This is a genomic window from Ruegeria sp. EL01 (assembly GCF_900313035.1).
Classification (GTDB): domain Bacteria; phylum Pseudomonadota; class Alphaproteobacteria; order Rhodobacterales; family Rhodobacteraceae; genus Ruegeria.
Genome location: NZ_OMPS01000045.1, coordinates 16,496 through 30,182, shown reverse-complemented (window position 1 = coordinate 30,182; position 13,687 = coordinate 16,496). Strand labels below are relative to the sequence as shown.

11 protein-coding genes are annotated in these 13,687 nt (G+C 55.2%); 1 reads left to right on the top strand and 10 read right to left on the bottom strand.

Annotation, left to right across the window (positions count from 1 at the left end; all coding sequences use genetic code 11):
• Nucleotides 1–23: 23 nt before the first annotated feature.
• From glf to D9K61_RS19605, 3 genes are read right to left on the bottom strand one after another with little or no spacing between them, the layout of a single operon-like run.
• Nucleotides 24–1,181 (bottom strand): UDP-galactopyranose mutase, encoded by a 1,158-nt coding sequence (glf, locus tag D9K61_RS19615; protein ID WP_216825836.1) that lies wholly within the window; start codon nt 1,179–1,181, stop codon nt 24–26.
• Nucleotides 1,178–2,074: a hypothetical protein gene (locus D9K61_RS19610; RefSeq protein ID WP_120634901.1), complete on the bottom strand. Its 897-nt coding sequence runs from the start codon at nt 2,072–2,074 to the stop codon at nt 1,178–1,180. The genes glf and D9K61_RS19610 overlap by 4 nt, the downstream gene beginning before the upstream one ends.
• Nucleotides 2,071–2,877 (bottom strand): glycosyltransferase family 25 protein, encoded by an 807-nt coding sequence (locus D9K61_RS19605; protein WP_120634900.1) that lies wholly within the window; start codon nt 2,875–2,877, stop codon nt 2,071–2,073. Before D9K61_RS19605 ends, D9K61_RS19610 begins: the two co-directional genes overlap by 4 nt.
• Before the next feature lie 565 nt (nt 2,878–3,442).
• Between D9K61_RS19605 and D9K61_RS19600 the strand changes: the two genes are divergently transcribed.
• Nucleotides 3,443–5,227, top strand: a complete 1,785-nt coding sequence (locus D9K61_RS19600) for an ABC transporter ATP-binding protein (RefSeq protein WP_120634899.1) — start codon at nt 3,443–3,445, stop codon at nt 5,225–5,227.
• Between the two features lie 110 nt (nt 5,228–5,337).
• On the opposite strand, the gene D9K61_RS19595 is transcribed toward D9K61_RS19600, so the two are convergent.
• Genes D9K61_RS19595 through D9K61_RS19565 form a run of 7 tightly spaced genes read right to left on the bottom strand, consistent with a single transcriptional unit; the run spans nt 5,338 to nt 13,686 of the window.
• Nucleotides 5,338–7,281, bottom strand: coding sequence for a vWA domain-containing protein (locus D9K61_RS19595; RefSeq protein WP_120634898.1), 1,944 nt, complete (start codon nt 7,279–7,281; stop codon nt 5,338–5,340).
• A gap of 10 nt (nt 7,282–7,291) precedes the next feature.
• Nucleotides 7,292–8,617, bottom strand: coding sequence for a serine/threonine-protein kinase (locus tag D9K61_RS19590; protein WP_120634897.1), 1,326 nt, complete (start codon nt 8,615–8,617; stop codon nt 7,292–7,294).
• A gap of 8 nt (nt 8,618–8,625) precedes the next feature.
• Nucleotides 8,626–8,886, bottom strand: coding sequence for a hypothetical protein (locus D9K61_RS19585; RefSeq protein ID WP_120634896.1), 261 nt, complete (start codon nt 8,884–8,886; stop codon nt 8,626–8,628).
• Between the two features lie 17 nt (nt 8,887–8,903).
• Complete coding sequence (locus D9K61_RS19580; RefSeq protein ID WP_120634895.1) at nt 8,904–10,538, bottom strand: SUMF1/EgtB/PvdO family nonheme iron enzyme; 1,635 nt, start codon at nt 10,536–10,538, stop codon at nt 8,904–8,906.
• Nucleotides 10,531–11,718 carry an ABC transporter gene (locus D9K61_RS19575; protein ID WP_120635039.1) on the bottom strand — a complete coding sequence of 396 codons (1,188 nt, stop codon included), beginning with the start codon at nt 11,716–11,718 and terminating at the stop codon, nt 10,531–10,533. Before D9K61_RS19575 ends, D9K61_RS19580 begins: the two co-directional genes overlap by 8 nt.
• 2 nt (nt 11,719–11,720) lie before the next feature.
• Nucleotides 11,721–12,452: an ATP-binding cassette domain-containing protein gene (locus D9K61_RS19570; protein WP_120634894.1), complete on the bottom strand. Its 732-nt coding sequence runs from the start codon at nt 12,450–12,452 to the stop codon at nt 11,721–11,723.
• Nucleotides 12,433–13,686, bottom strand: a complete 1,254-nt coding sequence (locus D9K61_RS19565; RefSeq protein WP_162946974.1) for a trypsin-like peptidase domain-containing protein — start codon at nt 13,684–13,686, stop codon at nt 12,433–12,435. The genes D9K61_RS19570 and D9K61_RS19565 overlap by 20 nt, the downstream gene beginning before the upstream one ends.
• Between the last annotated feature and the right edge of the window lies 1 nt (nt 13,687).

Below are 13,687 nucleotides of genomic sequence, written 5' to 3'. Positions count from 1 at the left end.
ACATGGCAACCAACCCAAACTGTTCAAAGAACAGACACGTAAAATGGCTGTAGCCGTTCTCCCTGGGATATTGCCATTAGCGCAGAATTGGCAGTCTCAAAAGATTCTCGGATCGTGACGTCCATATCCAGGTAGCGGTAAGTACCAAGGCGGCCGACAAAGGTCACTTTTTGCGTTTTGTTGGCCAGCTCAACATATTCACCAAGCAGCGTTTTTTCCTTCACCTGACGGATGGGATAATAAGGAATATCGTCTGGATCAGCCGCTCGGGAAAACTCACGGTAACACACCGAACCGTCATGCGTTTCCCAAGGCGCAAAGTGTTTATGTTCCGTGATACGGGTGTATGGCACGCTTTCTTCGCCGTAATTCATCACTGCGCAACCCTGATAGTCTCCGTCATAGGTGAAACGCTCAAAATCCAGGGTGCGATAACCAAGACGACCAAGTTCGTAGTCAAAGTAGCCATCCAGCGGGCCAGAGTAGAAAACATGGTCGAAATCATCGCTCATCCCCCGCTCGAATGTGCTGTTCAGTTTCACGGTAATCAAAGGATGATCCAGGATACCGGCGATCATATCGGTATAGCCGTTTTCAGGCATGCCCTGAAACTTGTGAAAGAAATAGTTGTCGTCGTAGTTAAACCGCACAGGCAGCCGCTTTAGGATCGATGCCGGCAGTTCAGAAGGATGACATCCCCATTGCTTGATAGTGTAACCTTTGAAAAAAGCCTCATACAAATCGCGACCGACGAAACGCATCGCCTGCTCTTCAAAACTCTGCGGATCACTGATTGACGTATCGGCTTGTTCTTGCGTGATAAACTCATGCGCTTCGTCGGGGCGCATGGTCTTGCCGAAAAACTGATTGATGGTGTGCAAATTCACCGGCAGCGAGAACACCTGCCCCTTAGAGGTGGTTTTGACCCGGTTTTTATAGGGAAGGAAATTGGCGTAGCGGTTGACGTACTGCCAAACTTCCTCGTCATCCGTATGGAAGATATGCGGCCCGTAGACATGCACCATAACATCAGTATCGGCATCGCGTTCAGTGTGGCAATTGCCCCCGATATGATCGCGGCTGTCCACGATGGTGATTTCGTGCCCCTGCTCGGCAAGTTCACGACCGATCACTGCACCGGATAGCCCGGCACCAACCATTAAGAAGCGACCTTTGTTCATTCAAAGACCTTTGCGGAGTTCATCGAAATTGTTGTCATATCCAGCGGTTTGCTCAGCTGCCGCCGGGCGATCTTGAATATCCCGGCTCGCGCCTCGCCAGCACTGCGAAAGCTGGACAGCATCGACATCCAACTGCGGCACATGCGCCACCCGACTGATATCCGGCCCGAGATCGGCTGCCCCCCCTGCAAGATCGCCGCAAAAACCATTGGTACAGTTCGGCGAGACAGATCAAACATCTCTTTCAGCACAGCCTCTTCATCCTCTGAACTGAGGTTGCCGGTTTCGGCCATGACGGCTTTCAGGTTCTTTCCAACTGGCCTGGTATGATGCATTGCAATTTCATCTAGGATTGCGGCGCGAAAAGCCCCCGCTTCTGCCCAACGACACCAGATGTAATCCAGGCCATATCCGCTCATCGTTCCCTGGAACAAAGGCAGGGCCTTCACCAGAATATCGCGATGCAGGCATGGCGCCATAATCTCGATGTAGTTTGTATATCGCAGCGCAAAGCCCGGGCATTGGCTGAACACGAAATGCGAAAAATAACTGTCTGGTGTCAGCGATGGTTGTGCAATCTTCAGCCCGTACAACCGCATGGCGTCGAACAGATAATTCACATCCGTCGCGCTTATGTCGAGATCATCATCGGGAAGCCAGAAATAGTCATACTGGGCGAGATCCCGGTTCTGGAGTGTCTCGTACAGCCCATCCCATTTGCCGCCTTTGATCAAAACAGCCTGAACGCCGGGTTCCGCCACAAACTCTGAAAATGCAACATCTGAGAAATAGCTGATCAGAAGATCATAGTTCCGATCCTCATATGCAATTTCCTGCCAACGATGGTGCAAGGATTTGCCGCCTGCGCGGACAACCACAAGGTTCTTTTTCATGCGCAGGTCCGAACTCGGTTTTCGGTCCGCAACAACGGGCCCAAGCCTTCAATCTTTTGCGGGTTCAAAGGATGGCTTAGCCGCCCGTAAGTGTAGTTTGTCTGATACAGAATATTGCGAACAAACCTGCTGAATGATGAGCCGGGTTTGGTCTCTTCCCGCGTGGATTCAATGTTGCTGTCAGTTGCCGCGCGCTCTGCGATCATCTGTTTCTGAAGCGTCAGAATAGGCACCTTGTGTTCCCAGTAAAACTTTAGGTCGATGTCAATTGGCCTGGCAATTGGCGCATCCAATTCGGCCAATCGCGTCGCAGCCCGTCGCCCAATTATGTACCCTGTGGTTCTGGGTGGAAGGCGATCAGACAGCACAAGGCTCTGATCCGCTACAGATCTGACAACCTGCGCATTCTTGCCCGGCGGACCGTCCAGCTTGACCATCACATCTTCGAAGCTCTCAGGAAACCGAGATACCGCATCGAGAAACGGCGTAGGGTTCTGAACAAAGGTGGCATCGTCTTCCAACACCAGGCATATATGATCTTCTGAATTGGCAATCTTCTGCCAGATCTGACGATGGCCCAAGGTGCAGGCGACTTCATTCCGGCTGAGTGGTCGCTTGAACTTGCTGCGGTTCACGTCGGCATCATAGTTTTGCAGTAGGTGCAATTCTTCCAGTTGATCACCGGAAATCGCATCCGAAAACTCATGCGCAAGACCAAAGCGATCAAGTTCGCGTTCGCAAGAACGTCGCCGCTCGATATCTTTTGGTAGACTGAGAATGACGGCCTTGATCGACACTTGCATCACCAATAAAAACTTCGCGGCGTAACTATGGACCAAGATCTAAAAATACAACTGATAAAACAGGTCCTTAAGCTTTATTCCTTGCATGCAGGGCTCATCAGCAAGATTCCGCTTGCGCCATAGTCGAGTATTCTTGCACCTGCCATCCTAAAAAACGGAACATTGCAAAGAGCTTATCCGAAAATACCACAGTGAGTTTATGGAATCAATTCACGCAGGGTGCGTTGTCTGCAGGCATGGCTCACTACCCACGTTCTAAGCGCTTTTTTGCGTTGTCACAGAGAAAATCTCGGCATTTGGCGTGTCTCATAAGGGCCCGACCCTGAGGGCAAACAGGGCACATTAATAGCGCAAACGCGGCATCACTGCACTCTCCCGGGCGGCAATACAGAGTGTTGTATCAGGTCAGCGCGCTTGCTCTTTGTTGATCCGATTACTATCTAGCACATTCAATCGCCGACAGGCGGGGTCGGACAAGCTTGTCGCCCACCACCATCTGCCCTTTAGACCGGAAAGAATATAGGTTATCTGAGCGAGCGCATGGTTTCATGATCTGGAGAACGCAATGATAAAGCGCGCCTGGAAAAACTGGCGATCAGGCTATATGGGCCGTCTCATCGGCGAGAGCTTCTACGCACAAGGTCGTCTCTATGGCGTTGCGATCGTAGCGATGATTGTCGTCGCGGTGACGACTGCAGGCTCAGCCTATATGATGGAGTACATTGTCGACGCCATGACCAGTCCCGATATGCGCGGCTGGGCGCATATGATTGCACTGGGTGTGATTGGCCTGTTTCTGGCCAAAGCAATCGCTTCTTATATTCAGGCCATGTATCTCGCGAGGGCCGGCAATCGTATTGTCGCCGCACAGCAGGACCGGGTCTACCGCAAGCTGCTTCGGCACGGCGTCTCCTTCTTTGCAACGAACGAATCCTCTGATCTGCTGATGAGGACCACTCACGGGGCACAAGCAGCACGACAACTGATCGATGTTCTGGTGACCGGCTTTGTCCGCGACGCACTGACACTTGTGGGTCTGATCGTTGTCATGGTGTATCAACAGCCAGTTCTTTCGGTAATGTTTTTCGTAGTCGGACCTATAGCCCTGTTGGGTGTGCGGTATCTGCTGAAAAGCGTGCGCACGATCATGCAGGCCGAGTTCAAATCCCTGGCCGAAATCATCCGGGTGCTTCAGGAAACGTCCAGCGGTATCAAAGTAATCAAGGTGTTTTCACTTGAAGACCGGATGATCACACGCATGGACACCGCCATTCGCAAGGTTGAAGAGCGTTCGAACGACATCGCCAAGTTGCAGTCGATCGCCAGCCCGCTCATGGAGTTTCTGGCCGGATTGGCCGTCGCGGGTGTTCTGGTCGTCAGTACCTTGGGTCTTGCGGGAAGCGAACCGCCATCTGCGGGTCAGCTGATGTCTTTCATCACCGCATTGTTGATGGCGTACGAACCCGCCAAGCGCCTGTCCAAGATGCGTGTCCAGATAGAAACCTGCATGGTCGGCGTGGGCATGTTGTTCGGGTTGCTGGATCAGGAAGATACAATGCTCGAGAAGCCCGATGCGCACGAGCTTTTGAATGGGCCGGGTGAGATCAAATTGCGCGATGTCACCTTTGGCTATCATGGTGCCATTCCGGTGATCGAAAACATGAATTTGACCTTTCAGGCACGGAAAACCACTGCTCTGGTCGGTCAGTCTGGTGGTGGCAAGTCGACCGTTTTCGGATTGTTGATGCGGTTTTACGATCCTGACGCAGGCAGCGTCGAAATTGACGGTCAGGACTTGCGAGATGTCAGTTTCTCTTCATTGCGCCGGAAGATCTCATACGTGGGTCAGGACACTTTTTTGTTCTCAACCTCGGTGATGGAGAACCTGCGCTGCTCGGCTCCGGATGCAACAGATGAAGAGGTTGTGGCGGCAGCCAAGGCGGCCCATGCACATGACTTCATTACCGAGTTGACTGAAGGGTATGACACTCAAGTTGGCGAGAACGGGACGTTCCTGTCCGGCGGTCAAAAACAGAGGGTCGCAATTGCCCGCGCCATTCTGCGCAAAGCCGAGATTCTGCTGCTGGACGAAGCAACCAGTGCGCTGGATGCTGAATCGGAAACCCTTGTCAAAGAAGCCCTGGATGCGCTGACTCAGGATGTAACGGTGATCGTGATTGCGCACCGTCTGTCAACGATCCTGGAGGCAGACAACATCATGGTCGTGCAGGACGGCGCGGTCATTGAACAGGGTAACCTGGACGAGTTGATGGAGAAGAACGGCAGCTTCCGCAATCTGTTCGATCAACAGTTCAAGAAGCACGAAACCAAGTCAGAAGTCGCCGAATGAGTTCGCCACAGGGGACGCATTTTCAACGCGCCATCCGGTACACGGCACCAATTCAGGGCCTGATGACATCAGCTTCCTTTCACAGCGAGGTATGAAAGGAAGCCAAAAACCTATGGCAAGTCGTCCAACAACATTGGATACAGCAAGTTCCCAGCTTGCGGACCCGCCCCCAGATAATCCACCCATTGATCCGTGGATTCATTGTAGCGGCGATATCGCTCGATCTTGTCATAAAGCCCGTTGACGATGGTCTGCTGTTCCGAAATCGGCAATCGCACCCAGTCATCCTCGGTGATCGCCATGATCTGGGACTTGTAGGGCAAGTCTGACAAGTATTCGTCCAGCGCAACAGCTTCGGCCAAGCTTGGGTCGGATTGGCGCGAGACCTGATCCGGCCTCCGGCTCATGTCAGCCGCCACACCCAGAACCTGGGCAAAAAACTGATCAGGATTCACCACATTGCGTTCCGCCTGATCCACAATGATGCGCAGCGCCTCTTCGAGGTTGCTAAGATCAGCCTTCGAAATCAACAGGCGGATCGACAGAGGTTTCAGGCCCGTACGATCGTAGTCACGATCGGCCACATATGCTTCGAACAGATCAGGGGCGCGGGCACCTTCGGTTCTGCCAAGATAAGCCAGCTGCATGGTTCGGCTGGCCGTGTTCAAACCCGCGAACTGCCCATCGCCTTCTTCAACGATGGCGTCTTCATTCAGCACATCATCCCCGCCACTGCGGCGGTACGCCGAAGTTTGCTGGGCAACAATCTGTCCAAGCTTTCGGGCCGTCTCGGTATAAACACCCGGATCGCCATTCTGGATCGGGAAATACAGCGGCGCAGAATTCGGAAAGGCCGTAAGCTGTTTATACGCAGCTTCAGCCGACGGATGATCCTTGGCGCCACGCTGGGTGCGCAGATGCATAACGGCCATGGCACCACCGATGCGCTCACGAACGATCCGGTTCAGGCTTTCCGCACTCAATCCCGTAGAAGAATACTCGTCATCGAATTCCCGCGGACCGGCATCGGTAACCAGCACGATGAAACGGCCACCAAATTCGCTCCAATCCATGTCCTCCAAGGCGTGTTCGATGCCGCGGTAGCTGTCCTCCCGGAAGTTTTTGCTGCTGGACTCCGCCTCTTCCATTGCGTCGATTCCACCAAGGAAGTTCTGAACGTCCAACCCCTTATTCAGATCAACAAATGTTTGAACATCATAGCCGAGTTCTGGTGCCGCCTGCAGGTTGTCGCGATATCCAACCAGCCCAAAACTAACGGCCCCGGTCGCGTCCGATCCGTCAATCTCGCGGTAAACCTCTTGCAACGCGTCCCGCGTGGCTCGGATATAGGGCTCCATCGAAATGGTCGTATCGACCACGAACACAACGGCGGTTTTCAAATCACCCGGGGCCTGTGAGACAGACGGAGCTGGCAAATTGGGTGCGTTGGCACTGGCCACTGCCACGTGCAGCAAATTCACAAAGGGCCCAATGTCAAACACGGCCTCTTCCGTCGACAGAATCGGCATCACATACAGATTTTGCCGCTGATCAATTGTTTCTCGCGGGCCAAGCGCGATCACGGTCTCGGATGGTTCTCCACCCTGCTCGGCTGCCAGCGCCTCGTCCCGTGCATCTTTGGCAAGGCTGGCGGGGTTTTCGCTTTCGATAATGTCGTAAATCGGATCAATATCGTTGAAGAACAATACGCGCCCGACGTTGTCGCTGCCTTCCAATGTGGCCACTATGTTCTGGTTCCATGCTACTGCGGCGGTCTCAGGGATCCACAACAGATCTTCGCCCTGATCGTCAGCGCCGATCTGCATCCACTCACCGTTCCGGTCATAGACGAAAAAAACCTGAAGCGGGGACAGCGCTTGCCCGGGCGTTTCACTTTCAGGCTCGGCGCGCGCTTCAATCCGTTCACGGATCAGCACGCGTTGGAACAAGCTGGTTTTGCCTTCAATCGGCAAGGGGGATTTGGATTGCGCCAATGCTGGTACAGCCAAAACCGCCAAGCCGACGATCAGAAGAAGTATGCGTCTCAACATCATATCCGTCTCCTTACTCGCCCAATCGATTCAGGGCGTCACGCGCCGGATCCGACCCCAGATCGGCGGCCCGCTCATAGTAACGCCGCGCAGCCGATGGATCCGGGCGTGGAAATGGCGACGTTATCGTGCTGTGGGTTTTGGGGTCGTACATTTCGGCAATTAGAACGTTGGCTTCGGCCCTGTCCTGTTGTGACAGGTCCTGATCATTGCTGATCGCAATCAAGGCCCCCAGCGCCGCATCCAAATTCTGCGCGCCACCTGCGGTCAGCAGCGCCTGCGCCGCCGACAGAGGATTATCTGCGGCAACTGCGCCTTGTGCGATCCCTACGGATTCGTTCACTTTGGCAGATGACCCCCCTGGCCCAGACAGAAAATACCACGCACCACCTGCAACAATGGCCAGGACGGCGATGCCCGCCGCGATCATAGGCATCTTGCCGGACCCCGACGCTTCAGCCTTTTTGGCAGGGGTTGCCCCGGATGAGGGAGATTTCTTTTCGGCGCGTTTCATTGCCTCGCGAAACAGGTCTGGCAAATTGCTTGGTCGATCTTTTGGATTGGCCTTCAACAACTGTTCCAGCGCCCATTTCAACCGTGGTTCGACCTTTGGGTCAGTAATTTTGACATCTGCCTTGCGGTCTTCAACAGCGGCAAATCCTTTGCCCTCGCCCGGCAATTCCAGACCTGCAGTGCGCATCAGCACCAGCCCCAACGCATAGGCATCTGTCGCGGCGGACACTTCGTTTCCGAACAGCCCCAATTGCTCCGGTGCGCAATATCGCAACTTGCCTGCGAAACTGTCGCCAATGATCGATTTGTCCGTGCCGACACTGTCCGAGGCCAGGCCGAAGTCGATGAACTTTGCCTGATTGATGTCCTCATGCGAGATCATCACATTGTCCGGGGCAACATCGCGATGAACAATGCCCAGCTTGTGAATCGCTTCAAGCCCTTGGGCAAGGCGCAGACCCAGCTTCAGAACATCATCCGAAGACAGGCGCGCGCCTTTTTTCAGATAGTGCGCCAGCGGATGGCCCGGGACGAACTCCATCACCAGAAACAGCCGCCCGTCTTTGTCCAACATCGAGGTTTCGAACCGGACCACAGCCTCGCTGCGCACGGTCCGCAACAGGTTTGCTTCACGCCGGAACAGTTCTACGGCCTTTTGGTTCTTGGCAAAGCTGGGCGTCATGACCTTGATCGCCACATCGTGGCCACTGGCCCGATTCAGGCCGAGAAAGGTGGCCCCCATGCCGCCTTCACCCAAAAGAGTCTTGATTTCGTAAGTGTCTTGCAGGACGCTGCCGGGCCGCAGCCCCAGTACCGAGTGTTCCATAGCTCCTGTCACCTCCGGTTTTTCAGGCTGATCGCGGTGTGTTTGCTAAAGGTGCGAATATCCATGATCTGGAAACAGATCCCGGCAAACACCAAGGACGAAGTGATCCCGAAGATCACGGTCAGAAAGGCTGCTATTATTGTCGTGGTATCTGGCCCCAACGGCGACAATCGCAACATCGTAATGGCCGTAAAACAGAAGAACACAATCGACAGCCCGGTCGTAATCCAGACCAGAACCTCTAGCGATTTGTTCAATACATCCCGCATTGCTCAACCTTTCCAATTCACTCTTCGACGAACGACAGGGCTGTGGCCTGAAAATCATCTGCAATTTGATCCAAATCCGAATACCCCGCGACGCTGCGCGCACCGATGTGATCCTGCACCATCGCCAAACAGGTCGCGCGTTCACGGCCGCGATCCGCCTCGGTCGGGTAGATAAAGTCGATTTGCTTGCGCAGCAGGACCGGAGAGTATTGATCCACCAGCCCCTCGATCAGATTGGCGTATTCAACAATGTCTGCCTTTGCCTTGGCTTCAAGCTCGGCCAGCTTAACGGCCGCATCGTCTTTGGCGGCCAGCACCTGATCCAGAAAATCCTGATCCCCGCTTTGACGGGCTTCCTCCTCAAGCGCGTCCAGCTCAGGTTGAATCGTGAGCGCCGAAATCAGGGCATTCAGATAGCGTCGGATGCCTTGCCCGCAGACCAACACGCCCGAGGTCAGGATCAGCCGGATTGACTGATCACGCCGTGCGTTGCGTTCAACCCGACCCCGGTTCAGCGTATCCTTAATCACAGCCAGTTGGGTTTTGGTCCGGTCGGAAAGCGTCTCGGCGGAAATTTCATCCAAAAGGTCCATCGCCTCTTGCTCGCTGGCTGCCACCGCAAGTCCTTCGTCCGGGCGCGCCAGTTGATCCAATCCGTCCTTCAGGGCCTGATCCTGATCGGCCGATGTGATGGCCAGCCCCTGCAACACCAGCCGCGTGCCGGTAAAGCGGTCCGCCGAGGCAGAGTTGGACAGGACATCAAAAGGCGGTACCTCGAACCGGGTAGATGAGGTTATGTCCGATAAAGGCGTGCGCGCATCGCCACCGCGTTTGATGAATCCACCAGCTTGCCCATGAAGGCGGCCATGACGAACAAGCGAAAACGGATCGCCCACGATCTCGGCCGCATTGCCCAACATGTCGTGAAGACCAAGCAGGTTGGGTCGGAGCGAACCAATGACCTGAAGCTTACCGCCAGCCGAGGCCGTACCCCCGTGGGCAATGAACTCATCCTGTGGCGTTCCCTCGGGCACCGGCGGTAAGGGCGCGCGGAACAAGGCCTGATCCACCGCCAAACCACCCCGCGTTGAATACTCCCACTCTTCTTCAGTCGGCAGGCGCAGATAAGCGCGCGTGTCATCAACCCGGGGCAACGTATCGGGGGCATTCTGCATCAGCCAAAGCGTGTAGATTTCGGCAAAGCGCTGATAGTCCAGCCGTGTCTGACTGACAGCGGGAACAAAGGCACGACGGCGTGGCTCTTTTTCTGGACAGACCTCCGACATGACCACATCCCATTGCGCCTGCGCCAGTTCATATTTGGCCATATAGAAATAGCCCTTGGCGGCACCTTGTTCATCGGCGAAAGCGCCCGAAACAAACGCACGCCTCAAACCATTCAGATACGGCTGAGCACTCCCCTCTTGTCCCAAAACAACCGAAACATCCCCGATAACTCCGTCGGTATTCGGCGTAGCGACCTTGCGAAAGGTCATGGCACCACCGCAAGGCATCGGAAGTGTCAGATCACCATCGGCGGGTTGCGGATTGTAGTATTTCTCGCGCCAGGTGATATCCTGTGCTTGCGCCGTGGCAGAGAGCGTCAGCAAGCCAAGAAGTGGAACCAGCGCAAAACGGATCGATCTAAGCATGGGTCAACACCTCCTGAGGTTCAACATTGCGCACGGCAATCACTGCCCAAACCGCTGCTGTGACGGCGGTCAATGCTCCAAGAGCCATCGTCGCCATAATGTCCCCGGGATACAGCCGCGCGACAGATTCTCCGGGCGCGGTTTCGAACGCGGCATTGATTGCCAGCAAAAGCGGAAGGATGATGATCAGCGTTGCAACGACACCACTCAGCACCAAGGCAAGGCTTTGAGCAACAGGTATGATGCAGCGCTGCCGATCCGGCATAGTCAGCATGGAAAACAGGCTGAATGTCACGCGCTGCCTCTCGACCATACCGCGCAGATTGGCTGACATCGCAGCCCAGAACCCAAACATTGCCAGCGCCGCGATCGCAGTAAAAAGGATATTCAGGTTTCGACGGAAAGACAGCAATAGCGCTGCATTTTCCGCCCGCGGCCGTGACTGCAATCTCAGTTCTGTAAGATGGCTGGACAACACGCCAATGTCATCCAGAGATCGTGCATAAAGCCGGAAGCTTGCGTAGCTGTCTGGCTCTGCAACCGGGTCTGTCCAGTTGGCTGGTGTCGCGGACAGATCGTCCCGAAAGCGTTCAGCTGCCAAAAGGTCCGGAACCGATAGGAAAATGGCAGGGCGTGGCCAGATCTCCGGAGGAAGAACCCCGATGACATGCAGGTCGCGCCGCGCGTTCTCGCGCTGGCCGTCCACTTCGCGCCCAATGATCATGTCCACTGTATCGCCTGCCCCGGCGGACAGATCCTGTGCCAACGCGTCAGAAATCCAGATACGACCCGGCATCACAGCCTCACCTTCGACCAGCGGATCGCCAGCAGCTGATGGGATTAACGGCACTGCCCGCTCCAGCTTGCGCTGTGCTTCATGTCGAACAGCATTGGCAGAAGTGTTGATCGACCTTGTTGCCGGCACAACAAATCCTACATCCTGCCGGGCATTCAACCCCGCAAAGAAGGCCGCATCGTGCTGACCCGCGCCGATGGCTAAAATCTCACGGTTTGAGGGGTCGTCAATCAGCCGACCCACCATGGTTCCGATGACCCCGTTCTTGAGCGCAAGGATGATCAAAAGCGGCCCCAGAACCCCGGCCAGCGCGGCGACGAAGCACAAGGCAGATTGCCAGTCATGCCGCAATTCCCGCAGGGCCAGATTGACGGGTATCTTCATCATCACGCCACCTTTGCCGCAGAGCGGCCTGCTGTTGAGAAGATGGAATAGGACAGACCCTGATGATCCAGAATCCGATGATCTGCCCGAGGTGTTTTTGCAAACTCACCTGTTTGGGCCTGATGACTGGCCAGAACCACCGCAGATCCCGCTTCTGCCGCCAGATGCACGATCAACCCTTCGACTTCGGCGACGTTGGCCGGATCAAGCGCCGAAACCGGCTCGTCAAGCAACAACAATGCCGGTTGTCCAAGCAGCGCCCGCGCGACCGATGCACGCTGGCGCTGACCAACCGACAATTGACTCGGTTTGCGCGCTGTCAGATCACGCAGTCCCATGGCACGGATCAGGTGCTCCTGCCATTCCAGATCCGGTTGTTGACCGGCGACACGGACCGGCAATTCGATGTTTTCCAATAAAGTGAGATATGAAACCAATGTGTTGGTCTGCAGAACAAAGCCCAGCTTATCCGGCCCCGCAAATTCAGAACGCGGTGTTTCCGGCGTGACGGGAACACCATCAATCAAATGGCGGGTGTCAGGCAATTCCGCCATCGGCAGGGCCCCGGCGATCAAACCAAGCGCGGTGCTTTTACCGGCCCCGCTAACCGCATCCAGAACAATCGTCTCTCCGGCGCGCAGATCCAGTTCTTCGATTACGACGAAGAACCCAGGAGCACGTTCAATACCGATGTTCCGGATCGACAGAACGGTATCAGGGACGTTTGAGGACAAGCGCGATCCCTCCCAATTCTACCCTGGACCTTGTGTTGATCTGCACCGGCTCATTCGGTTTCACACGACGGCCATCGATTTTGGTCCCGTTTGAAGAGCCTAAATCCGTCAACATCATCTTCCGCCCCTGCAGCGAAAGGCTGGCGTGACGACGGCTGAGGTTCCGGTCGGTGACAGTCAAAGTGTTTTCACTGGCGCGTCCGATGGTGACACCGGATTGCAGCTGCGTCGAGCTGAACTGCGCAGATTGCCCCGCCATGGACACCGCCAGAATGGATTGTCCACTTGGTTTGGCGACCGCTACTTTGCGGTCCGAGCCAATAGCAGCACCTTCCTTGCCCCGTGTAGACGCGTAGTAAATGCCGCCGATCACAGCGGCCCCACCGCCGCACAAAACTGCCAGAATGATAAGAAGATTGTTGTCCGGGCCATCACCGCTGACGACGCTGGGATTGTCGGAATCACAGCCAGCCTTGTGTGACGTAAACGGCACGTTGCTGTCGCGCAGAAACCCGGCAATCGAGTTTGACGAGGGTGCAAAAAATGTTCCGTTCGCCGGCGTCTCACCATCCGAATTCAACACGACACCAGCCGTGTTTATCCCAAGAACCGTACCGCAGAAGTCAATCATCGGTCCGCCCGAGTTGCCGGGGTTGATCGAGGCTGTATGTTGCACGATCTCTTGTGTGCCACGGTTTCTTTGTGTCTTTCCGGGTGACACTTTGCTGACCGCGCCTTGCGTCAGGGTTGTTTCAAAAAATGCCAGCTCATTGCCACTGTCATTGGATATGTCCGACGTGCCGGGAAATCCAACGGCCGCGACCTGTTCGCCCTTGTTGATGGTGCCAACTCGGACAGACAAAACACGTGGGGTGTGCCCAAAGGATTCCTGCGGCACGATCTCGAGTATCGCCATGTCTTTTTCGTAAGATGCATAGGCGACCTTGGCGTCATATTTGAAGATCTGGTCATTGGACTTGAACCCGACAAACGCACTGACACCGCCGTCAATCACATGGTGATTGGTCAGAAAGTAATACCCGTCTCCGCGTGGATTCGGTGCAAGAACAAAACCCGATCCGGTGCCCCACCCCTCGTCGTATTCGACCACGACTCTGCCCACCGCACCATCCGCCAAAGAGACGACCTCGGATTGTATCTGGGCACGCGCCACGGACGTTCCGACGGCCAAAAGGACAAAGACCGAAAACACCATTTTCAAGATTGCAGTCACG

Excerpts from the sequence above, each read along its gene's own strand:
- glf (WP_216825836.1), bottom strand. The coding sequence starts at position 1,181 with ATGAACAAAGGTCGCTTCTTAATGGTTGGTGCCGGGCTATCCGGTGCA.
- D9K61_RS19610 (WP_120634901.1), bottom strand. The coding sequence starts at position 2,074 with ATGAAAAAGAACCTTGTGGTTGTCCGCGCAGGCGGCAAATCCTTGCAC.
- D9K61_RS19605 (WP_120634900.1), bottom strand. The coding sequence starts at position 2,877 with ATGCAAGTGTCGATCAAGGCCGTCATTCTCAGTCTACCAAAAGATATC.
- D9K61_RS19600 (WP_120634899.1), top strand. The coding sequence starts at position 3,443 with ATGATAAAGCGCGCCTGGAAAAACTGGCGATCAGGCTATATGGGCCGT.
- D9K61_RS19595 (WP_120634898.1), bottom strand. The coding sequence starts at position 7,281 with ATGATGTTGAGACGCATACTTCTTCTGATCGTCGGCTTGGCGGTTTTG.
- D9K61_RS19590 (WP_120634897.1), bottom strand. The coding sequence starts at position 8,617 with ATGGAACACTCGGTACTGGGGCTGCGGCCCGGCAGCGTCCTGCAAGAC.
- D9K61_RS19585 (WP_120634896.1), bottom strand. The coding sequence starts at position 8,886 with ATGCGGGATGTATTGAACAAATCGCTAGAGGTTCTGGTCTGGATTACG.
- D9K61_RS19580 (WP_120634895.1), bottom strand. The coding sequence starts at position 10,538 with ATGCTTAGATCGATCCGTTTTGCGCTGGTTCCACTTCTTGGCTTGCTG.
- D9K61_RS19575 (WP_120635039.1), bottom strand. The coding sequence starts at position 11,718 with ATGAAGATACCCGTCAATCTGGCCCTGCGGGAATTGCGGCATGACTGG.